Origin of the sequence: Priestia megaterium NBRC 15308 = ATCC 14581 (assembly GCF_000832985.1) — a bacterium.
Taxonomy (GTDB): Bacteria; Bacillota; Bacilli; order Bacillales; family Bacillaceae_H; genus Priestia; species Priestia megaterium.
The window spans coordinates 1469564-1492423 of sequence record NZ_CP009920.1 but is presented as its reverse complement, the minus strand read 5'-3'; the positions used below and the strand labels follow the sequence as shown (position 1 = coordinate 1492423).

The window sequence follows — 22860 nt, the reverse complement described above, 5'->3', positions numbered from 1 at the left end:
TCTGTGAAGGACGGCTGTTTTTTTGATGAGAAGACATATAAAAAAGCTGCCATTGAAGCCAGGCAGCTATTCCTCGAACATGTAACTATTAATTTTTCTTGTTAGAAGCAGATTTGTTTGTTGTTTTGGATTCCGCTTCTTCCTTTTGAGCGTTAGTTTCATTTTGTTTGAGGCGACCTTCTCTTTTTTTCGTATCTGCTGGTGCCGTAGCGACACTCTTTGTATTTTTTACATTTTTTGCAGAAGAGCTTGTCTCATTAGCTTGTGTGTTTGGCTTCTCGTTGTTAGTTGTCTGACTATTTTCGTATTCAGCTTCCACGTCGCTTGCTAGAGCTGCAGAAACTTGAGCGTAAGTATGGTCTGTATAGTTCATCATATTTTCGTATACTTCAGGGCTCGCGAGTCCATCAGGTTCTACGCTTGCTTCTTCTTTCTTAATTGTTTCAGTCCATTCTTTTGTTTCTTGAATAAGTTTTTTTCCTATAATTACTTCTTCAACAATAACTGGTCGTTTGGTTATTTCCACTCGTTCTTCCATGATTGGAACACGAATAATTTCATCTTCTGTAAGTGGCCCAGCGTTATAGTCTCCGTCAACTACAGGCCGACGTTCAATATAAAACTCTTCTCTCGTAACAGGAACGTGTACAGTTCTTTCTTCCTCTATTACTTTTTTGTGGAGTTTTACTTCACCGACTTGGACGCGTTCTTTTAAGACATCTAATTTTTCTTCACGTAGTTGGACGGCTCTATGCTCGTTGTGTTCCGTATAGGTTCCGTACGCTGGAGTTTGTTCAGAGCTTACGGCATCTATCAAGATTAGAATTTTACCAGCAGCTACATCTGTCTCGCACTGCACGGCTGAGAAGTCTGGTATGCCCATGCGGATTAATTTTGATTTCAAGCCGTTTCCTTGTTTGAGCCCCATGCCGCCTGTCATCATGGTAAAAAAGTTATCCATCATGACGCCAGCTAATGAACTTACGGCAGGTGAACCAGCTTCAATAATTACATTTGTATCGTGACCTATTTGAAATGTATTGCTTTTACTGTTAGAAATAACCATAATGTCTGTTTCTCGATAACCTTGACGCTTTAAATTATTGATAACATCTAAAGCTTCTTTCTCTGAAAAAAAAGTTCCGACTACACGTTTATTCATTCTCATTACTTCAGCTCCCTTTTTTATTAAAATAGATAATAGAAGTCCTTACAATTACTTCCACTATGTACATACCCTGCGAAAATTTAATTAAAACGTTCAAGAGAAAATTTTACAAATAGTGTGCAAATGTAACAAATACTCCATGTTTTCTTAACATAATATCGTAAAAGGGATTTGCTTCATAAAATAAGAGGATAAAAGAAAATAAGTAGGTCAAACTATTAGTGTAGATTTTCACAAAACCTTTTTAGATAATACTAAAAAGAGTATGATTAACGTGTGAGGTGAAGGTGAGTGAAGAAAGTCATTCATCAAGCAGCTTTTTTAATGATAGTAAGTATTGTGCTTTGTATAATGCCATACCGTGCAGATGCGAATGAAAAGGAGCCGATGACATTATTTCTTGAGCGCGTGTATGTGGATGGAGTTATAAGTCAAGAGATGATCAAAAGCCCTTCTATGACGAAAAAACAATTAATGAAAAAATATAAAAATTGGCGACTGCTTAAAGAAACGGATCAAGAGCTAGTTTTTAGAACAAGCATAGACGATATTTCACCTATTTTAAAAGAGAACGGTTATGTAGGGCTTTCTGTTAACGGTATTCTCTCAGCATTTGAAGGCAAACCAGCTGCGTCGCAGCATATTATACAATCGTTTTTTCAAATTGACATCAAAAGGCTTGAGAGCTATCAGCATGAACAATTAAAGAAAGGTATTCGCGTTCAATCAAAAGATGAATATCTTTCCCTCATTAATTTCTATAAAATCTATCAGCTCCAGCAGCGGCCGCTTTCAATCAAGCAGCCGTTTTTTAGTATGGTAAAATAATTATTGAATTCAACATTCTAAATTGCTTCTATTTGCTTTTGGCGATATGTTAAAATGGTATTCAGCAGTCTAGTATTGTATATATTTTAAAAGGTCATTCATCAATAAAAATGTGCGGTTCTATTTTTTATAGCTATTGTAAAAATAGGTTGACAAAGATGAAAAGAGGCAAACGTTCTCTTGAACGTCTTTTTAAAAAGCAACTTTAAAGGAAAATAGAGAACGATGCGGGCAGGATTCTTCGTAGGCAAAGTTGAAGGTCACTGCCCGCGCGTACGTGATTAAGGAGAGAGCTTATTGTTTGATTATATCAAAGGCACTGTTACATATATAAATCCTGAGTATGTAGTAATCGAAAACAACGGGATAGGCTATCAAGTCTTTACGCCGAATCCATATGTATTTTCAATTGATGAACAACCAAAGACGGTTTACACCTATCAATATGTAAGAGAAGATGTAATTGCACTTTACGGGTTTGCTTCCCGAGAACAAAAGGATTTATTTATGAAGTTAATTAGCGTGTCAGGAATCGGCCCAAAAGGCGGTTTAGCTATTTTAGCGTCAGGTAATCCAGCGCAGGTTGTCCAAGCTGTGGAAGAGGAAGACGAGAAGTTTTTAGTTAAGTTTCCAGGAGTAGGTAAAAAAACAGCTCGACAGATGATTCTAGATTTAAAAGGAAAGCTGCATGATATTGTACCAGATGCCGTCCCTTCTTTATTTGCAGATTTGGACGCACAAGAAGTCAAATCTCAAAGTTCAGAAGCCCTCGATGAAGCGATTGAAGCACTTAAAGTATTAGGTTATGCAGAAAGAGAAATCAAAAAAATTGTTCCGGCTTTAATGAAGGAAACGATGACAACGGATCAGTATATTAAAGAAGCGCTAAAACGATTATTGAAACAATAAGTAAGGGAGGAGTAAAATGGACGATCGTATTGTAACGGGAGATGTTCTTGGTGAAGAAGAAATCATCGAGCAGAGTTTGCGGCCGCAAACCTTACAGCAGTATATTGGTCAGCATAAAGTAAAATCCCATCTGGACATTTTTATTAAAGCTGCCAAAATGCGAAGCGAAACGTTAGATCACGTGCTCTTATATGGTCCTCCAGGATTGGGGAAAACAACCCTTGCTACTATTATCGCTAATGAAATGGGCGTGCAAATCCGAACGACCTCAGGGCCAGCCATTGAGCGTCCAGGCGACTTAGCCGCAGTTTTAACCAGCTTAGAGCCTGGAGATGTGCTTTTTATTGATGAAATTCATCGATTAAATCGTTCGGTTGAAGAAGTACTATACCCAGCAATGGAAGATTTCTGTTTGGATATTGTTATTGGAAAAGGACCGAGTGCACGCTCCGTCCGTCTGGATTTGCCTCCGTTTACGCTAGTAGGTGCAACGACAAGAGCCGGGCTTTTATCTTCTCCTTTGCGTGATCGCTTCGGCGTTTTAAGCCGTTTAGAATATTACCAAGAAGAAGATCTTGCTTCGATAGTAGAAAGGACAGCCGCTATTTTAGATGTAGAGATTGATGAGAAAGCTACGTTTGAGATGGCTAGGCGTGCTAGGGGAACTCCGCGTATTGCGAATCGCTTGCTTCGAAGAGTCAGAGATTTTGCTCAGGTCAAAGGAGACGGAGCCATAACCGAAAGGCTTGCCAACGAAGCATTAGAAATGTTGCAGGTGGACCGTTTAGGTCTTGATCATATTGACCATAAATTATTAAGAGGGATTATCGAAAAATTTAGGGGCGGACCTGTAGGGTTAGACACAATATCGGCTACTATTGGTGAAGAGTCTCACACAATTGAAGACGTATACGAGCCGTATCTATTGCAAATCGGCTTTTTGCAGCGGACGCCGCGAGGACGAATCGTGACGCCTTTGGTTTATGATCATTTTCAGCTGGAGGTGCCTGATCAGTGAATGATATGCCTAAGATGCTTATCACATTAGGGGGCATTTTAGTCGTCATTGGGCTGTTATGGCAGTTTGTTGGCAAGCTTCCTGGCGATATTTTTATCAAAAAAGGAAATACAACCTTTTATTTCCCGATTGTGACATGTATTCTAGTAAGCGTTGTGTTATCACTTATTTTTTATGTAATTGGCAGATTTAAATAATTAAGTAGAAACAGGTGAACATTTTGAAAGTAGATTTATTTGATTTTCATTTACCAGAAGAATTGATTGCGCAAACACCACTTGAGCAGCGAGATGCGTCAAGACTCATGGTATTAAACAAAGAAACAGGAAGTGTGAAGCATCATATGTTTCATGACCTTCTTGATTATGTGCAAGAAGGAGATTGTTTAGTGTTAAACGACACGCGTGTTCTTCCTGCACGGTTATTTGGGACAAAAGAAGATACAGGTGCTAATATTGAAGTATTGCTTTTAAAACAAACACAAGGCGATACGTGGGAGACACTTGTAAAACCGGCTAAGCGAGTAAAAGAAGGCACGGTTATTTCGTTTGGTGACGGACGTCTGACAGCTGTATGTAAAGAAACGAGCGACCAAGGCGGACGTTTGTTAGAATTCAACTATGAAGGCATCTTTTATGAGGTTCTAGAACAACTGGGAGAAATGCCGCTGCCTCCTTATATTAAAGAGCGCTTGGATGATCAAGAACGCTACCAAACGGTTTTTGCTCGCGAACAAGGTTCTGCAGCAGCGCCAACAGCAGGTCTTCACTTTACAGAAGAGATGCTTGAACAGTTAAAAGAAAAAGGTGTGCATATTGCATTTTTAACGCTTCATGTCGGATTGGGTACATTCCGTCCAGTCAGCGTTGACGACTTAGAAGAGCACGATATGCACTCAGAGTTTTATCAAGTGAGTGAAGGAACCGCTGCTTTACTAAACAGCGTACGCGAAAAAGGCGGTCGCATTATTTCAGTAGGCACAACTTCTACCCGTACCCTTGAAACGATTGCAACTGAGCATAACGGCAAATTTGTTGCTTCTTCAGGCTGGACCAACATTTTTATCTTCCCAGGGTATGAATTTAAAGCAATTGATGGAATGATTACAAATTTCCACCTTCCAAAATCTACGCTCATTATGCTTGTAAGTGCCTTAGCAGGAAGAGAAAACGTCATTTCTGCCTATGAACAAGCTGTAGTAGAGAAGTATCGCTTTTTCAGCTTCGGCGACGCGATGCTAATTTTGTAATTTAACATGAAAGGAATACATCAATGACAGCAATTCGTTACGAACATATAAAAACTTGTAAACAAACAGGAGCGCGTTTAGGGATTGTCCATACGCCTCACGGCTCATTTGAAACGCCTATTTTTATGCCAGTAGGCACATTAGCTACAGTAAAAACAATGTCTCCGGAAGATTTAAAAGCAATGGGAGCAGGCATTATTTTAAGTAATACGTATCATTTATGGCTTCGTCCTGGTCATGAAATTGTTAAAAAAGCGGGAGGCCTTCATAAATTTATGAACTGGGATCGTCCCATCTTAACGGATTCAGGCGGCTTCCAAGTTTTTAGCTTAAGTGATTTGCGCCGTATTGAAGAAGAAGGCGTCCATTTCCGCAACCATTTGAATGGAGACAAGCTTTTCTTATCTCCAGAAAAAGCGATGGACATCCAAAATGCGCTTGGGTCTGATATTATGATGGCATTTGATGAATGCCCACCTTATCCAGCAGAATATGACTACTTAAAACGTTCAGTTGAACGCACAAGCCGCTGGGCAGAGCGATGCCTTGAGGCTCACAGCCGCCCTCAAGACCAAGGTCTTTTTGGAATTGTTCAAGGCGGAGAGTTTGAAGATTTACGCCGTCAAAGTGCAGCTGATTTAGTTTCAATGGACTTCCCAGGTTATGCTGTGGGAGGGCTGTCAGTTGGAGAACCAAAAGATGTGATGAATCGTGTGCTTGAGTTTACGACGCCATACTTACCAACCGATAAACCACGTTATTTAATGGGAGTAGGATCACCTGACTCGTTAATTGATGGAGCGATTCGCGGGATCGATATGTTTGATTGCGTATTACCAACGCGTATTGCACGTAACGGAACGCTTATGACAAGCGAAGGTCGTCTTGTTGTTAAAAATGCAAAATATGCAGAAGACTTCGGTCCGATTGATCCAAACTGTGACTGCTACACGTGTCAAAATTATTCAAGAGCGTATATTCGCCACTTAATTCGTTGTAATGAAACGTTTGGAATTCGTTTAACATCTTACCATAACTTATATTTTCTGCTAAACTTAATGGAGCAAGTCCGTGAAGCCATTCGCGAAGACCGACTTGGCGATTTCCGTGATGAGTTCTTTGAAAAATATGGGTTTAACGGTCCAGACGCAAAGAATTTCTAGGTCACTACAGGAATTTTCATCAAATTTATGAATGAGTACCTGTTGATAATATAAATAAAAGGAGGAGTTTTCATGGGTGTTTTACAAAATATTTGGCCATTACTTTTAATGTTTGTCATTTTCTATTTCTTGTTAATCCGTCCACAGCAAAAACGTCAAAAAAACGTACAGCAAATGCAATCAGCACTTAAAAAAGGTGATAAGGTTGTTACAATTGGCGGTATGCACGGTTTGGTAGACGCAATCGATGAGTCACAAGTTGTGGTTCGCAGCACTGACGGTTCAAAATTAACGTTTGACCGCAATGCTATTCGTGAAGTAAGAAGCGTAGATTAATAAAAAAACGTCACGTACATGTACGTGACGTTTTTTTATGCTTCTCGTGAACCGGCAATGTTTACGCCAACAATTCCCCCTAGAATAGCGACTCCAATAAATCCAGCGTGAAATAAGAGCTGCTGTGCAGAAAACAGGTGACTATAGCCGAGAAATTGTAGTAAAAACATTAAAAAAGAATAAGAAATACCAGTGGCTCCTCCAACGAGAAGTCCTTTTGAACCGTTTCGTCCTCCCGCGATAAATCCTCCGATAAACAGTGTAATAAATGAGAGAATAAGTAAAAATAAACGGACCGACTGTTCTTCAAGCGATGTAAATTTTAAAATAAGCGAAAAGATAATGCTAATCGCTAAAGCCATCACTAAGATTGTTGCTACTCCTGCAAATACAGCATTGCTCATTCGTTTTGCACCCAACTTGTTTCCCCCCCATGAAATAAAAAGATAGGTGAACCCTTAGTACGAGCATATTCGGGATGACTTCAAAATAGACGCATAAAAGTAAGGCTATTTTAAAATAAATGGTACAAACTACAAGGGAATACATAAAGGAGGTCTTTGCAGTGGAACTATTGATCATGGTTGCGCGAACCGTGCTTTTATACGTAGTAGTTTTAATTATTTTTCGCGTCATGGGTAAAAGGGAAATAGGAGAGCTGAGCATTTTGGATTTAGTTGTCTTTATTATGATTGCTGAAATGGCAGTAATGGCTATTGAAAACCCAAAAGATCCTTTGCTGTATTCAATTCTTCCGATGTTAACGCTTCTTATTATTCAAATCGGCTTAGCTATATGGTCTCTTAAAAGCAATCGAATGCGAAATTTTATTGATGGCAAACCTAGTATTATCATTGAAAATGGAAAAATAAACGAACATGAAATGAAAAGGCAGCGATATAACTTCAATGACTTGCTCGTGCAGCTGCGTGATAAAAATATAAAAAATGTAGCTGATGTTGAATTTGCTATTTTAGAATCTTCAGGAAGGCTGTCCGTGTTTGAGAAAGATCAGCAATCAGGCAAAAAAGGCAATTTGAATTTGCCTTTTATCATTGATGGCATTATTCAAGAAGAGCATCTGCTACATGAACATAAAACGACGGAATGGTTAAAGACAGAGCTGGAAAAGCTAGGGTATTCAAACTTAGATAAGGTTTCATATTGCAGCTATGACAACGGAAAATTTTTTATAGATTTGGTAGATGTGAAACAATAAAACGCGGATTGCTCCGCGTTTTATTTTCGTTTAAAATAGCGTAAAACAGAAAAACGGTTTAATTCTTCTTTTGTTATCAGTCTAAAAAGCAGCAAAAACAGTACGTATACAATGCTTGTAAGTGCAATCGATAAAACGGTTCGTAAGCTCAAAGGGATGGAAGTGAAAAGGTTCATATAAGCGAAGTGTCCGGTAAAACCTGATATCCCCATTACAGAAAAACTGCGAAGATACTCAAACACATGAATCTTATACGTGATTTTTTTCATGACGGTAGACAGGTGTAAAAGAGTGACAAGCATCATTCCCACAACAATTGCAAGACCAGCTCCCATAATGCCTAGATTTGGCTGAGTTGCGAGTAAGAAGATAAGAGATGTTTTGACCGCTGCTCCTATAAAACTGTTAATCATGGCGGCTTTTGCAAGGTCTAGCGCCTGCAGAACAGCTTGAAGCGGCCCTTGAAAGTAATAAAAGATAAAAAAAGGCGCCATTACTTTGACAAAAATAGCAGCTTTGTCAGAACCATACATCAATTCCATTACCGGATTAGCAAATACATAAAGAACAACAACGGCTAGCCCGCCTGTTACAAACGACAAGCGGAGAGCTTGATGAAGTCGATATTCGATTTGCTTCATTTGATTCTGTGCAAGAGATTCACTGATTGCGGGAACCAAAGACGTGGATAGAGACACCGTTACAAAAGAAGGCAGCATCAGGAGAGGGAGTGCAAAGCCTGTTAATTCTCCGTACTGCTTCGTTGCTACAGCTGTCGCTACTCCTGCAATTGCTAAACTTTGAGCTACTACAATCGGTTCTAAAAACCAAGAAATTGACCCAATCATGCGGCTTCCTGTCGTGGGAAGAGCAATTCCCATTAAGTCAAAGAACGTATCTTTGCCCGCATGTAAAGAAGCAAAAAATTTTCGTCTTACCGTTATTTTCTTCTTTCGCTTGAACATAAACATCATGTAAAACAGTGAAGCTAGTTCTCCAAATACGGAAGATAGCATAGCACCAGCCGCAGCGTACTCAATTCCATAGGGCAAAAATGCTTTTGTACATACGGCAATTAACGTAATGCGCACCACTTGTTCGATAATTTGAGAATAAGCAGCAGGCTTCATTTGCTGCTTTCCTTGAAAATATCCGCGGATGACAGACGAAACGGCGATGATTGGAATAACAGGAATAATCGCCAGCAGCGGATAGATCGTACGTGAATCTGTAAAGAAGGTTTTTGCTACAACGGGAGCGAATAATATTAATCCGAGCGTAAATAAAACGCTAAGCGTACACGTAATGCTTAAAGAGACGACAAGTATTTTTTTTATTTTATGCCTGTCACCTAAAGCTTCTGCTTCTGCCACTAACTTGGATATGGCAACCGGTAGCCCAAGCTGTGTTAAGGTGATTACTAATACCAGCGTGGGGACCGCCATCATATAAAGTCCCACACCTTCGTCTCCAATCATTCGAGCCACCACAATTCGATTGACAAACCCGAGTACACGTGTAATTAAGCCAGCAATTATTAAAATAATAGTTCCCTGTAAAAATTTAGACATATACTCACTGCTTTCTTGAGGTTTATACAGTGAATATATGCGCCGTCGGTGTCCAAGCATGACAAGTATTCCTCATACGAGAAAGAAATTTTACGCAAAATGTCAAACAGGAAGGAGGATCGATATGACACATCCATTTATTTCAGCTTCGAAAGAACTTATACAGCCTGTCTTATCCAGCAAAATGGAAGAATTTCATATGCTTGGATATGAAGAAGTAACGGAGAACGATTTATTGGGTTATTTAGAAATGAAAAAATGGAAAAAAGAAAGAGAGCTATCTCTCCATCAAGTGGTAAATGATATTTTATCTGTTAAGATCACGCAGGTGATGAGCTATGTAACAATTGAATCTTATAAATCTGATATGTTCTCAAGTGTTAATAATGGAGAAGACTGGAAAGAATTATTAAAGTAGAGTTTGTAAAATACATGTATTAAAATTTGATAAGGTCTTTATTTGACAGACATTAGGTTATGAATGATAATTAGATTGGTCATTTATCTATTGTTATCATTTCATGTTTTTTACATAAGAAGGAGGATTTTCTGTCGATGGTTAAAAGAGGACGTATCGTTGCCTTTTTCCTCTTAGTACTGCTTGTGTTTAGTACAATCGGAACAACGATGACTGGAATTACAAAAGATATTAAACTTGGCCTCGACCTTCAAGGTGGATTTGAAATTTTATATAAAGTCAGTCCAGCTAAAAAAGGCGATGTCATTGACAAAAAGGCACTTAACAGCACGGTTGAAGCGCTGCGTCAACGTGTCGATGTACTGGGAGTTAGTGAGCCCAGCATTCAAATTGAAGGAAACGACCGCATCCGCGTTCAGCTAGCTGGTGTCACGAATCAAAAGCAAGCCAGGGATCTGTTATCAACTCAAGCAAACTTAACGTTCCGTGACGTGAACGATAAGGTGCTGATGGATGGTACAGACTTAGCGCAAGGCGGAGCAAAGCAATCGTTTGACCAAAGCAATCAGCCTAGCGTCTCACTAAAGTTAAAAAATGCGAAAAAATTTGAAAAGATCACGCGAGAGCTTTCTCAAAAACCAGCACCTAACAATTTAATTGTCATTTGGCTGGACTATGAAGAAGGAAAAGACTCGTACCAAAAAGAAGCGACAAAACAAAATCCGAAGTACCTGTCTGCAGCCTCTGTTAGCAGCGTGTTAACACAGCCAGATGTTGAGATTTCAGGTGGCAACTTCACAGTGAAAAGTGCAACGCAGCTGGCGGAATTGCTAAATGCCGGGTCGTTGCCGGTTAAATTAGATGAGCTATACTCTACATCCGTTGGAGCGCAGTTTGGGGAAGAAGCTCTTCACACGACTATATTAGCGGGTATTATTGGAATTGGAATTATATTCCTTTACATGCTGTTTTTCTACCGTTTACCGGGGCTTATTGCCATTATTACACTCAGCTTCTACGTGTATTTAAACCTGCTTGTATTTGACTTGATGCATGTGGTTATGACGCTTCCAGGTATCGCGGCTCTTATTCTCGGTGTAGGTATGGCAGTAGATGCGAATATCATTACGTACGAGCGGATTAAAGATGAACTGAAAACAGGAAGGTCTGTTATATCGGCCTACCGGGCAGGAAATCGTCGCTCACTTGCGACCATTTTTGATGCCAATATTACAACGATGTTAGCGGCTCTTGTATTATTCTTTTATGGTCAAAGTTCAGTAAAAGGATTTGCAACAACATTAATGATCGGGATTGTGCTAAGTTTTATTACGGCCGTATACGGTACGCGATTATTAATGAGTCTTTTAGTAAACAGCCGCTGGTTTGATAAAAAACCAGGCTACTTTGGCGTGAAGAAAGAGCAAATTCACGATTTAAGCAAAGATGACGGCACAACCGTTTTACCTACAGTGTGGGATAAAATTGACTTTGTTAAATACCGTAAAGCGTTCTTCACATTCTCAAGCGTGCTCGTCATTATCGGTATTATCTCGGTTGCTGTGTTTAGGCTGAACCTAGGTATTGACTTTACGAGCGGAACTCGCATAGAGATTCCGGCAAATCATACCGTTACGCAGGCTGAGATACAGCGTGAAATGAAGTCTCTTGATATCAAAACGGATGACGTAGTCATTACAGGAAAAAGTAATGATACGGGTGTTGTACGTGTAGTTGGGGTCTTGAATAAAAAAGAAATTGCCAACTTAAAAGATCACTTTAAAGATAAATACGGTTCTGAACCAAACGTAAGCACCGTTTCGCCGACAGTTGGAAAAGAACTGGCGAAAAATGCAATGATGGCGATTGTAATTGCTTCAATTGGAATTATCATCTATGTAACGATTCGATTCGAGTTCTACATGGCGCTTGCAGCCGTGCTTGCTTTGTTGCATGATGCGTTTTTTATCGTTACGGTCTTTAGCTTAACAAAGCTAGAGGTAGATTTAACGTTTATCGCCGCTGTCTTGACGATTGTTGGTTACTCAATTAACGATACGATTGTTACGTTTGACCGCATTCGTGAAAATATGCAGAAATTCAAATCCAAAACGTTTGACGATTTGGCGTTTATCGTAAATTTAAGCTTGCGTGAAACGTTTACTCGTTCAATGAACACCGTGTTAACAGTTGTGATTGCAGTTGTAGCACTTCTTGTATTCGGAAGTGAATCAATTCAAAACTTCTCAATTGCCCTGTTAGTAGGTTTAATTCTTGGTGCATATTCATCTGTGTTTATTGCTGCTCAGCTATGGCTTGTGTGGAAAGGGAAACAGTTGAAGCGCGAGGAACAAAAAGAAGTAGAAAGCAAGTAATTCAAAAACGTGCGAAGTGTTCGCACGTTTTTTTGTTTGTGAAAATTCAAGGCGCACTGTCAGAAAAATATGCTTATTTTCTTTCGTTGCTCCATTTCATCCACTCTAGTATAATAATGTGGGTTAAGGGGTGAAGAGACATGTTACAGTCAAAAAAACGTTGGAATGTTCAAGAATGTGATGAACAACTTGTTAATGAATTTGTAGAAAACCTCAATATTACACCTCTAGTAGCTTCGTTATTACTTAATAGAGGCATGACAACAGTAGAAGCGGCACGTGAGTTTTTACACGTTGATGCACAAACGTTCCACGATCCGTTTTTATTGCACGATATGGACAAAGCGGTAGCTCGTATTCAGCAAGCAATTGATCATAATGAAAAAATTATGATCTATGGAGATTACGATGCGGACGGCGTCAGCAGTACTTCTGTTATGTTATCTGCTTTACAGCAGCTCGGCGCTGATACTGATTTTTATATTCCTAATCGCTTTACAGAAGGTTATGGGCCGAATAAGGCAGCATTTGATAAAATAAACGCAGGCGGCTATCAGCTGGTGATTACGGTAGACACAGGTATTTCGGCAGTCGAAGAAACGGCGTATGCACGTGAATTAGATTTTGATTTAATTATTACGGATCACCACGAGCCGGGTCCGATTTTACCGGATGCGTATGCAATTATTCATCCAAAGCTGCCGGGAAGTACATATCCATTTAAAGAACTGGCGGGTGTAGGAGTGGCTTTTAAACTCGCTCATGCGCTGTTAGGGGAGCTTCCGGAACATTTGTTAGAACTAGCAGTGATTGGGACGATTGCTGACTTGGTTCCTTTAGTCGACGAAAACCGCTTAATTGCTCGCAAAGGTCTTGACTATCTCAAGCTCACGAAGCGCACTGGAATTGAAGCGCTGCTGAGCGTATGTGGAGTAAAACGCGAAGAAATTACTGAAGATACAATTGGATTTGCTATGGCTCCTCGCATTAATGCAGTAGGACGTCTTCAAGATGCTGATCCAGCTGTTCACTTGCTTATGACAACAAATGCTGAAGAAGCAAAAGGTTTAGCTAAAGAAATTGATGCGTTAAACAAGGTAAGGCAGCAAATCGTAAACGATATTACGGAAGAAGCCGTTGAATTTGTTGAAAATATGTATCCTCCGGATGAAAACAGCGTTCTTATTGTAGAGGGAGAAGGATGGAATGCAGGTGTTGTTGGAATTGTCGCTTCTAGGCTCGTAGAAAAGTTCTACAGACCAACAATTGTACTAAGTATTGACTCTGAAAACCGTATTGCCAAAGGTTCAGCAAGAAGTATCGAAGGCTTTGACTTATTCGCGAACTTATCTAAATGCCGTGACATTTTGCCGCATTTTGGAGGGCATCCAATGGCAGCCGGCATGACGTTAAACAGCGATGATGTAGAAGAGCTGCGCACACGTCTTAATGAACAAGCAAGCAACGTGTTAACCGAACAGGATTTTATTCCAATTACATCAGTTGATACAGTATGCACAACAGAGGAAATTACGCTGGAAAACATTGAACAAATGAGTGCGCTTGCTCCATTTGGTATGCATAACCCGAAGCCAAAAGTTCTCATTAAAGATGTTCATACAACATCTATGCGGAAAATTGGTGCTAATAAAAATCATTTAAAACTGGTATTTGAAGACAGCGGTGTATCGGTTGATGCAGTAGGATTTGGGTTAGGCTATATATTAGATGAAGTATCTCCTATAGCTAAAGTATCATTAGTAGGTGAACTATCTATTAATGAGTGGAACAATATGCGCAAACCGCAGCTGATGGTAGAAGATATCTCTGTAGATGAGTGGCAGATGTTTGATTATCGCAGTGCTATTGATGTCAAACGTTTCTTTGAGCAGGTATTCACGGATCAAATGAAAGTTGTTGCTTTTCACGATTCAACAATTGATAAATACAAGTCGATGCTGCCGATGGAGCATGTTGTTCTTATTCAAGATGAAGAACAGGCAAAAGCATGTATGTTTGCAGGGGAACAGATTGTTTTATTAGATTTGCCTCCTTCACAGAAGTGGCTTGAAGCTTTGTTTTTCCAAGGTATTCCTTCTAGAATATACGCTATTTTCTTAACGGAAGAAGACCATTATTTTGATACAATCCCAACTCGCGATCACTTTAAATGGTTCTATGGCTTTTTAGCGAAAAAGGGTCCTTTTGATTTAAAACGCTACAAAGAAGATTTAGCGATTCATAAGGGCTGGTCGAAAGAAACGATTGATTTTATGGCAAAGGTGTTTTTTGAGTTAGAATTTGTTACAATAAACAATGGCTTAATTTCGTTAGTGAAAAATTCTGCGAAACGTGATTTAATAGAATCTGCGACTTATCGCCAAAAGCAGCAGCAGATTGAAATAGAAAAAAACTTTATTTATACGTCATATGTACAGCTTAAAAATCACTTTCAAGATATTTTTAAGCGTTCGATTGAATGAGGAGGCAACATTAGAATGAATTTTAAAGATTATATTACAATTGTACCTGACTGGCCAAAACCAGGTATTACATTTAAAGATATCTCAACATTAATGGATAACGGTGACGCATACCGTGCCGCAACGGATGAGATTGTAAAATATGCCAATGATAAACAAGTTGATATTATCGTAGGACCGGAAGCTCGCGGATTTATCGTTGGTTGTCCAGTAGCATACGCGCTAGGTATCGGCTTTGCACCTGTTCGTAAAGAAGGAAAATTACCGCGTGAAGTAATCAAAGTAGATTACGGTTTAGAATACGGTAAAGACGTATTAACGATTCACAAAGATGCAATTAAGCCAGGTCAGCGCGTGTTGATTACAGATGATTTATTAGCAACAGGCGGTACAATTGAAGCGACGATTAAGCTTGTCGAAGAATTAGGCGGAATTGTTGTTGGAGCTGCGTTCTTAATTGAACTTTCTTACCTTGACGGCCGTGACAAACTAGACGGTTACGATGTATTCACATTAATGACGTATTAAGAAGAACGATCACATAAAAAAGAGTACCTGATACAGGTGCTCTTTTTTCGTTAAAAAACGTTAATACGTAAAATGGAAATGATGTAAATTTCATAAATTAGACGCAAAGGCTTTACATCCTTGGATTTTTTCAAGATAATAGTTACAATATGAATTAAAAATGCTAGTTGATAAAAGGTGATTTCATGGCAAATGAGCAAGTCCTAACAGCGGAACAGGTCATTGACAATACGAAGCGATATTTAAATGAAGAAGACGTGGCTTTTGTACAAAAAGCATATGATTTTGCAAAAGAAGCTCACAAAGAACAATATCGCAAGTCGGGTGAACCATATATTATCCACCCGATTCAAGTCGCAGGAATTTTAGTTGATCTAGATATGGATCCAGCAACAATTGCAGCTGGATTTCTACATGATGTGGTTGAAGATACAGAGATAACACTAAAGGATTTAGAAAAAGCTTTTAATGAAGAAGTAGCAATGTTAGTAGACGGCGTAACGAAACTTGGGAAAATTAAATATAAGTCTAAAGAAGAGCAGCAGGCTGAAAATCATCGCAAGATGTTTGTGGCAATGGCTCAAGATATTCGAGTTATATTGATCAAACTTGCGGATCGTCTTCATAACATGCGTACGCTAAAGCATTTACCGCAGGAAAAGCAGCGACGCATTTCAAATGAAACGCTTGAAATTTTTGCTCCTCTTGCTCATCGTCTCGGTATTTCAAAAATTAAGTGGGAGCTTGAAGATACAGCTTTACGTTACTTAAATCCTCAGCAATATTATCGCATTGTAAATTTGATGAAGAAAAAGCGTGCGGAACGCGAGCAGTATTTGGCTGAAGTTATTGATGAAGTTCGAGAGCAAGTAGATGAAGTGTCGATTAAAGTTGAAATTTCAGGACGTCCAAAACATATTTATTCCATCTATCGTAAAATGGCACTGCAAAACAAGCAGTTTAATGAAATTTACGATTTACTAGCTGTGCGCATTATTGTAAATAGCATTAAAGACTGCTATGCGGTGTTAGGAATTATTCACACGTGCTGGAAGCCAATGCCGGGACGTTTCAAAGATTATATTGCAATGCCAAAACAAAATATGTACCAGTCTCTTCATACGACGGTTATCGGACCAAAAGGTGATCCGTTAGAAGTTCAAATTCGAACGTTTGACATGCACCAAATTGCTGAGTATGGAATTGCTGCTCATTGGGCTTACAAAGAGGGAAAAACAGCTGAGCATGCTTCATTTGAAGAAAAGTTGACGTGGTTTAGAGAAATTTTAGAATTTCAAAATGACGCAAACGATGCAGAAGAATTTATGGAATCTCTAAAAGTTGACTTGTTTTCCGACATGGTTTACATTTTTACGCCAAAAGGCGACGTCATTGAGCTTCCTTCGGGTTCTGTTCCAATTGATTTTTCCTATCGTATTCATTCTGAAATCGGAAATAAAACTATTGGAGCAAAAGTCAACGGCAAGATGGTTACGCTTGATTACCGTTTGAAAACGGGGGACATTATCGAAATTTTGACATCTAAGCATTCGTATGGTCCAAGCAAGGACTGGTTAAAGCTTGCTCAAACGTCTCAAGCCAAAAATAAAATTCGCCAATTCTTTAAAAAGCAAAGCCGCGATGAAAATATTGAAAAAGGCAAAGAGCTGGTTGAAAAAGAAATTCGTCAAATGGAGTTTGACTTAAAAGAAGTATTAACAGCTGATAATATCAAACGAGTAGCGGAGAAGTTTAATTTCTCAAACGAAGATGATATGTATGCAGCTATTGGGTATAACGGATTAACTGCGGCTCAAGTAGCTAATCGTTTAACCGAGAAGTGGAGAAAGCAGCGCGATCAAGAACAAGAGATCCAAATTGATGATATTGCACGCGACACTGCGGCCAAGCGTGTTCGCCAGCATAAACGAAAAGATTCCGGGGTTATTGTACCGGGTGTAGAGAACATGCTGATTCGCTTGTCTAAATGCTGTAATCCAGTTCCTGGAGATGAGATTGTTGGTTTTATTACAAAGGGGCGAGGAGTATCTGTTCATAGAGCAGATTGTTTAAACGTTCACACAGATGATGCTGAAAGCCGCCTTATTCCTGTAGAGTGGGAAACACATATTAAAGAAGGCAAAGAGTTTAACGTGGAAATTGAAATTTCCGGATACGACCGCAGGGGCTTACTAAATGAAGTTCTGCAGGTTGTAAACGAGACTAAAACGAATATTTCAGCCGTTTCAGGAAAATCGGACCGAAACAAAATGGCTACGATTCATATGTCAATTTCTATTCATAACATCAGTCACCTTCATAAAGTGGTTGAGCGCATTAAGCAGCTTCGAGACATTTATTCAGTTCGCCGAATTATGCATTAAGAAAGGTCGTTATACATGAGAGTAGTCGTACAAAGAGCAAAGAATGCAAAAGTAACTGTTGCAGGTGAGACGGTCGGTGAGATTAAGCACGGATATATGCTTTTAGTGGGCATTACCCATGACGATACTGAAGCTGATGCAGAGTATGTAGCGGATAAAATTGTGAATTTGCGAGTGTTTGATGATGAGTCTGGCAAAATGAATTTGTCGCTTCTAGATGTAGAAGGAGAAATTTTATCGGTATCTCAATTTACGCTGTACGGAGATTGCCGAAAAGGCAGAAGACCAAACTTTATGGGAGCTGCTAGGCCAGATCATGCTGTAACGCTTTACAACTATTTTAATAAAATATTATCAGAAAAAAATGTTCGAGTAGAAACCGGCGCATTTGGTGAAATGATGGACGTATCATTTACAAATGACGGACCGGTCACGCTTATTGTAGAAAGCAAAGAAAAAACGCAGGCTCACAGATGAGTCTGCGTTTTTTCTTTGCTTTGAAAGTAGTGATTTAATCCTTCAGCGATAGCGGACGTAATCATTTGCTGATAACTGATGGAATTAATATACGTTTCTTCCCGTTCGTTGCTTAAAAAGCCTAGTTCAATTAATGTACTCGGACGTGTATTTTCGCGAAGAACATAATAGTTTCCAAAACGTTCTCCTTTGTCTTTTAATTTTGCATGATTAATAAGGGACTGATGAATAGAATGTGTGAGTGGACTGTCCTGATGCTGATGGTAATAATACGTCATAAGGCCAGTTAGCTGTGAGCTGTTCGTACTGTTGTAGTGAATGCTTATAAAAGCATCTGCTTTAGTCGATTGCAGCGTGCGCTGTGAAAGTAGAAGGTACTCATCATGGGTGCGGGTTAAAATGACGTGTGCGCCTTCTTTTTGAAGTTTGTTTTGTAAAATAAGTGCTGTTCGAAGAGTGAGGTCTTTTTCATATGTGCCCTGTGTGCCGATGGCTCCTTTGTCTTTTCCTCCATGGCCTGCATCAATAATAATTGTTTTGCCCTTTAAGTGCTGCAAGCTTTTACTCAGCGTATAAACAGGCTGGCGCTGCGCTACCTGCATGCTAGGCTGAACGCTGCGAAGCGCTACGGTTTTCGTGAATTTTTTAAACACCCATCCTTGAATATCCGAGCTTTCTACATAATACCAATCTCCTTGACGGTCTGAAACGGATAGTCTTGTATTCTTCGTCAATTTATTTGTAATTGAAAATGAACGTCCTGGACCGCTGCGTACATGAAGAGAGTCAGCTGTTACAATAATGGGTTGATGGACCGGTACATTTGGGCGCTCAAATGAGGAAGAACACAGTAATAAAAGGATACTTGCAGCCAAAACAGATACAGACTTCATGTTTAGATGGCGAATAGATAGACCTCCTTTTTATAACAAAATAGAGTATTCGATGAAAATAAAAAAAATCCTTTTTCTTATGTAAAAACATCTTTTCTGGGCAATGCTAATAAAAGGATAAGTAAGTGTAGGCAGGGAGGAAGAAACGATGAAGTTTAGTGAAAAAGGTGAACAATCATTTCAGCAGGTAAATCCGGTATTTGGCATTCATTTTCATGATTTTATTGACAGAGAAAGTGAAGCTTCATCCCTTGAATTGGCTTCTGAATTTGGTTTAACGCTTCGAGATATTCAGAAACTAAGAAAACAATTAGACCGCTCTTAACATGAAAGGTGCTTGACAACTGCTCATTTCATTCGTAATATAGAAAGCAATTGCTAAATTAAAATGAATGTATAACATTTTTATATTGATAAGCCAAAGATCGAGAAAAGTAGTAAAGATGACACATGGCTAGAGAGGAAATGTCTTAGGCTGAAAGCATTTCTACATGATGACTTTATGAAAGAACACTCAGGAGGCTTCACTCTGAAAAGGGAAACTTAGTAGGAGATGAACGTGTTCGTGCGTTAACGAAATGAGTGGAAACATGTCATATGTTTCAATTAGGGTGGTACCACGTGAGATTAACTCTCGTCCCTACTATGGAAAAATAGTAGAGGCGAGAGTTTTTTTGTATTGTAAATTTAAAAAATAGGAGGCATATCACGTTATGTCAGTTCAAATACCTAGAGGCACACAAGATATTTTACCGGGCAAAGTAGAATATTGGCAGTTTGTTGAACAGCGAGCAAGAGAAATCTGCCGTGCGTTCAACTACCAAGAAATTCGTACACCAATGTTTGAACACACTGAATTATTTTTGCGCGGAGTGGGAGAAACAACAGATATCGTGCAAAAAGAAATGTACACATTTAAAGATCGAGGTGACCGCAGCTTAACGCTTCGTCCAGAAGGAACAGCTGCAGTTGGACGATCATTTGTTTCAAATAAGATGTTTGGAAATCCAACGCAGCCAACAAAGCTGTTTTATATTGGTCCTATGTTTCGCTATGAACGACCTCAAGCGGGACGTTTCCGTCAATTCGTTCAGTTTGGTGTAGAAGCATTAGGGGTAAATGATCCAGCTATTGATGCTGAAGTTCTTGCCCTGTTAATGAGTTTTTACCAATCGCTTGGATTGAAAAAATTAAAGTTGGTTGTTAACAGTTTAGGAGATACAGAAAGTCGTCAAGCTCACCGTCAAGCGCTTATTGACCACTTTGCACCTCGCATTGGAGAGTTTTGCAGCGACTGCCAAAGCAGATTGGAGAAAAATCCTCTTCGTATTTTAGACTGTAAAAAAGATCGGGACCATGAACTGATGGCTACAGCGCCGTCTATTCTTGATTATTTAAATGACTATTCAAAAGAATATTTTGAAAAAGTACAGCAGTACTTAACCGATTTAGACATTGACTATGTTGTAGATCCGACGCTAGTACGCGGGTTAGATTATTATAATCACACAGCATTTGAACTAATGAGTGAAGCAGAAGGATTTGGCGCCATTACAACTCTTTGTGGCGGAGGCCGTTATAATGGGCTGATTCAAGAAATCGGCGGACCTGAAACACCGGGTATCGGATTCGCTTTAAGTATCGAACGCTTATTATCTGCATTGGAAGCAGAAGGAATTGAGCTTCCGGTAGAAACAGGCGTAGATTGCTATGTAGTAACTATGGGCGATGAAGCAAAAGAAAAATCCGTTTCAATTGTAAATACGCTTCGACGTGCAGGCTTTGTAGCCGATAAAGATTATCAAGATAAAAAAATGAAAGCTCAGTTTAAAGCAGCTGATCGTGTACAAGCAAAATTTGTTGTTGTTCTAGGTGAAGATGAGCTAGCAAAACAAGTTGTAAACGTAAAGAATATGGAATCTGGCGAACAGCAAGAAGTATCAATTGATCAATTGGTCAGCTATTTGCAAGAACAAGTATAAGGGGGAACCATGATGACAAAACGTTCATACTACTGTGGTGATGTAACAGAACAAGCAACTGGCGAAACAGTTCTATTAAAAGGATGGGTTCAAAAACGCCGTGATTTAGGGGGATTAATCTTTATTGATTTACGCGACCGCGGCGGAGTTGTACAGGTTGTATTTAATCCTGAAAAATCTGCTGAAGCGCTAAAAATTGCTGAAGATGTACGTAATGAATTCGTACTGGAAGTGCAAGGAACTGTTGTAGCTCGTGAAGAGGGAACCGTTAACCCGAACTTAAAAACAGGTAAAATTGAAGTTCACGCTGAGCAGATTACGGTATTAAACAAAGCCAAAACACCTCCTTTTGCTATTGCGGATCAAACGGAAGTATCAGAAGATGTTCGATTAAAATATCGTTATTTAGATCTTCGACGTTCTGAGATGTTTAACACGCTTAAAATGCGCAATGACATTACAAAAACAATTCGTGACTTCTTAGATCAAAATGACTTTTTAGATGTTGAAACACCTATTTTAACGAAAAGTACGCCAGAAGGCGCACGTGATTATCTTGTACCAAGCCGCGTGCACGAAGGGGAGTTTTATGCTCTTCCTCAATCACCGCAAATCTTCAAGCAGCTGCTAATGGTAAGCGGAGTTGAGCGTTATTATCAAATCGCTCGCTGCTTCCGTGATGAAGACTTGCGTGCAGATCGTCAGCCTGAATTTACTCAAATCGATATTGAAACATCATTTTTATCTCAAGAGGACATCATGACAATGACGGAAGAAATGATGTCTAAAGTAATGAAGCGCGTAAAAGATTTAGATATAACGACGCCTTTCCCGCGCATGTCATATGATGAAGCGATGAGTCGCTACGGTTCAGATAAGCCGGATACACGTTTTGAAATGGAGCTAGTCAACTTATCAGAGCTTGTGAAAGACTGCGGGTTCAAAGTATTTAGCGCAGCAGTTGAAAACGGCGGAGAAGTAAAAGCCATTAACGTAAAAGGTGCCGCTTCTAGCTATTCACGTAAAGATATCGATGCTCTAACAGAGTTCGTGAAAATTTACGGTGCTAAAGGGTTAGCATGGCTGAAAGTTGAAGCTGACGGCTTAAAAGGACCGATTGCAAAATTCTTCAATGAAGATGAGCAAAAGCAATTTGCGGAAGCTCTTCAAACGGAAGAAGGGGATTTACTTTTATTTGTAGCTGATAAAAAGTCAGTTGTAGCAGATGCACTTGGCGCTCTTCGCCTAAAGCTTGCAAAAGAACAAGGAATTATTGATGAAACGAAATTTAACTTCCTATGGGTAACAGATTGGCCTCTTCTTGAGCATGACGAAGAAGACAACCGTTACTACGCGGCTCATCATCCATTCACAATGCCAGTTCGTGAAGATTTACCAATGTTAGAAAGCGATCCTGGACAAGTCCGTGCACAAGCATATGACTTAGTATTGAATGGCTACGAACTTGGCGGAGGATCTTTACGTATTTACGAGCGTGATATTCAAGAAAAAATGTTTAAAACGCTTGGATTTACATTAGAAGAAGCATATGAGCAGTTTGGTTTCTTACTTGAAGCATTTGAATACGGTACTCCTCCTCACGGCGGAATTGCGTTAGGTCTTGACCGTTTAGTTATGCTTCTAGCAGGACGCACAAACTTGCGTGATACAATTGCCTTCCCTAAAACAGCAAGTGCAAGCTGTCTATTAACAAATGCACCTGGTGAAGTAAGTGAAGCGCAATTAGACGAGCTGCATTTGCAGGTAAAAAAGCAAAAAACAGAAGCGTAATCGATTGAACCGTCTGTTAAATCGAGCTTGTCACGTTCCAGTGACAGGCTCGATTTTTTTGTTTTACT

The 22860-nt window shown here is 39.5% G+C and carries 21 protein-coding genes and 1 other annotated feature; of the genes, 17 read left to right on the top strand and 4 right to left on the bottom strand.

The features are described from left to right. Window positions 1–88 precede the first annotated feature (88 nt). A complete protein-coding gene (locus BG04_RS08285) occupies window positions 89–1168 on the bottom strand; it encodes a YsnF/AvaK domain-containing protein (protein ID WP_034648791.1) in 1080 nt (359 codons plus the stop codon). A gap of 291 nt (window positions 1169–1459) precedes the next feature. Here BG04_RS08285 and BG04_RS08280 point away from each other — a divergent pair, with 291 nt between their 5' ends. The 7 genes from BG04_RS08280 (at window position 1460) to yajC (ending at window position 6671) form a co-directional block, all read left to right on the top strand. Beyond that, the gene (locus BG04_RS08280; RefSeq protein WP_034648793.1) at window positions 1460–1996 is read left to right on the top strand and encodes a BofC C-terminal domain-containing protein; all 537 of its coding nucleotides are present in this window, start codon (window positions 1460–1462) and stop codon (window positions 1994–1996) included. A 297-nt stretch (window positions 1997–2293) separates the two neighbouring features. Further along, window positions 2294–2905, top strand: a complete 612-nt coding sequence (gene ruvA / locus BG04_RS08275; RefSeq protein ID WP_013059321.1) for a Holliday junction branch migration protein RuvA — start codon at window positions 2294–2296, stop codon at window positions 2903–2905. A 16-nt stretch (window positions 2906–2921) separates the two neighbouring features. Then, window positions 2922–3923: a Holliday junction branch migration DNA helicase RuvB gene (gene ruvB / locus BG04_RS08270; RefSeq protein ID WP_013059320.1), complete on the top strand. Its 1002-nt coding sequence runs from the start codon at window positions 2922–2924 to the stop codon at window positions 3921–3923. Next, entirely contained in the window at window positions 3920–4120 is a 201-nt protein-coding gene (locus tag BG04_RS08265) for a DUF2905 domain-containing protein (protein ID WP_028411697.1), read from the top strand. The genes ruvB and BG04_RS08265 overlap by 4 nt, the downstream gene beginning before the upstream one ends. Before the next feature lie 23 nt (window positions 4121–4143). Next, complete coding sequence (queA, locus tag BG04_RS08260) at window positions 4144–5172, top strand: tRNA preQ1(34) S-adenosylmethionine ribosyltransferase-isomerase QueA (RefSeq protein ID WP_034648797.1); 1029 nt, start codon at window positions 4144–4146, stop codon at window positions 5170–5172. A gap of 23 nt (window positions 5173–5195) precedes the next feature. Next, window positions 5196–6335, top strand: coding sequence for a tRNA guanosine(34) transglycosylase Tgt (tgt, locus tag BG04_RS08255; protein WP_013059317.1), 1140 nt, complete (start codon window positions 5196–5198; stop codon window positions 6333–6335). Between the two features lie 72 nt (window positions 6336–6407). Continuing rightward, window positions 6408–6671 (top strand): preprotein translocase subunit YajC, encoded by a 264-nt coding sequence (yajC, locus tag BG04_RS08250; RefSeq protein ID WP_013059316.1) that lies wholly within the window; start codon window positions 6408–6410, stop codon window positions 6669–6671. A 35-nt stretch (window positions 6672–6706) separates the two neighbouring features. On the opposite strand, the gene BG04_RS08245 is transcribed toward yajC, so the two are convergent. Next, complete coding sequence (locus tag BG04_RS08245; protein WP_014458132.1) at window positions 6707–7090, bottom strand: TIGR04086 family membrane protein; 384 nt, start codon at window positions 7088–7090, stop codon at window positions 6707–6709. Window positions 7091–7236: 146 nt separating this feature from the next. Here BG04_RS08245 and BG04_RS08240 point away from each other — a divergent pair, with 146 nt between their 5' ends. Next, window positions 7237–7890: a DUF421 domain-containing protein gene (locus BG04_RS08240; RefSeq protein ID WP_016765635.1), complete on the top strand. Its 654-nt coding sequence runs from the start codon at window positions 7237–7239 to the stop codon at window positions 7888–7890. Window positions 7891–7910: 20 nt separating this feature from the next. On the opposite strand, the gene spoVB is transcribed toward BG04_RS08240, so the two are convergent. Next, a complete protein-coding gene (spoVB, locus tag BG04_RS08235; protein WP_034654974.1) occupies window positions 7911–9461 on the bottom strand; it encodes a stage V sporulation protein B in 1551 nt (516 codons plus the stop codon). Between the two features lie 124 nt (window positions 9462–9585). Here spoVB and BG04_RS08230 point away from each other — a divergent pair, with 124 nt between their 5' ends. From BG04_RS08230 to dtd, 6 genes are all read left to right on the top strand, one after another. Continuing rightward, the gene (locus BG04_RS08230) at window positions 9586–9879 is read left to right on the top strand and encodes a post-transcriptional regulator (RefSeq protein ID WP_016765633.1); all 294 of its coding nucleotides are present in this window, start codon (window positions 9586–9588) and stop codon (window positions 9877–9879) included. A gap of 137 nt (window positions 9880–10016) precedes the next feature. After that, entirely contained in the window at window positions 10017–12254 is a 2238-nt protein-coding gene (gene secDF / locus BG04_RS08225) for a protein translocase subunit SecDF (protein WP_016765632.1), read from the top strand. 140 nt (window positions 12255–12394) lie between these two features. Continuing rightward, complete coding sequence (recJ, locus tag BG04_RS08220) at window positions 12395–14737, top strand: single-stranded-DNA-specific exonuclease RecJ (RefSeq protein ID WP_034648802.1); 2343 nt, start codon at window positions 12395–12397, stop codon at window positions 14735–14737. A 15-nt stretch (window positions 14738–14752) separates the two neighbouring features. Further along, the gene (locus tag BG04_RS08215) at window positions 14753–15265 is read left to right on the top strand and encodes an adenine phosphoribosyltransferase (RefSeq protein ID WP_013059309.1); all 513 of its coding nucleotides are present in this window, start codon (window positions 14753–14755) and stop codon (window positions 15263–15265) included. A 185-nt stretch (window positions 15266–15450) separates the two neighbouring features. Next, complete coding sequence (locus BG04_RS08210) at window positions 15451–17649, top strand: RelA/SpoT family protein (RefSeq protein WP_013059308.1); 2199 nt, start codon at window positions 15451–15453, stop codon at window positions 17647–17649. A 15-nt stretch (window positions 17650–17664) separates the two neighbouring features. Next, window positions 17665–18126, top strand: a complete 462-nt coding sequence (dtd, locus tag BG04_RS08205) for a D-aminoacyl-tRNA deacylase (RefSeq protein ID WP_016765630.1) — start codon at window positions 17665–17667, stop codon at window positions 18124–18126. Here dtd and BG04_RS08200 read toward each other — a convergent pair. Next, window positions 18117–19001 (bottom strand): N-acetylmuramoyl-L-alanine amidase family protein, encoded by an 885-nt coding sequence (locus BG04_RS08200; RefSeq protein ID WP_230586506.1) that lies wholly within the window; start codon window positions 18999–19001, stop codon window positions 18117–18119. The genes dtd and BG04_RS08200 overlap by 10 nt on opposite strands. 166 nt (window positions 19002–19167) lie before the next feature. On the opposite strand from BG04_RS08200, the gene BG04_RS08195 reads away from it, so the two are divergent. The 3 genes from BG04_RS08195 (at window position 19168) to aspS (ending at window position 22792) form a co-directional block, all read left to right on the top strand. Next, a complete protein-coding gene (locus tag BG04_RS08195) occupies window positions 19168–19344 on the top strand; it encodes a hypothetical protein (protein WP_013059305.1) in 177 nt (58 codons plus the stop codon). An 87-nt stretch (window positions 19345–19431) separates the two neighbouring features. Beyond that, window positions 19432–19664 (top strand) — a binding site (T-box leader). A gap of 68 nt (window positions 19665–19732) precedes the next feature. Beyond that, complete coding sequence (hisS, locus tag BG04_RS08190) at window positions 19733–21001, top strand: histidine--tRNA ligase (RefSeq protein ID WP_028410586.1); 1269 nt, start codon at window positions 19733–19735, stop codon at window positions 20999–21001. 12 nt (window positions 21002–21013) lie between these two features. Then, entirely contained in the window at window positions 21014–22792 is a 1779-nt protein-coding gene (aspS, locus tag BG04_RS08185) for an aspartate--tRNA ligase (RefSeq protein ID WP_028410587.1), read from the top strand. The last annotated feature ends 68 nt before the right edge of the window (window positions 22793–22860 follow it).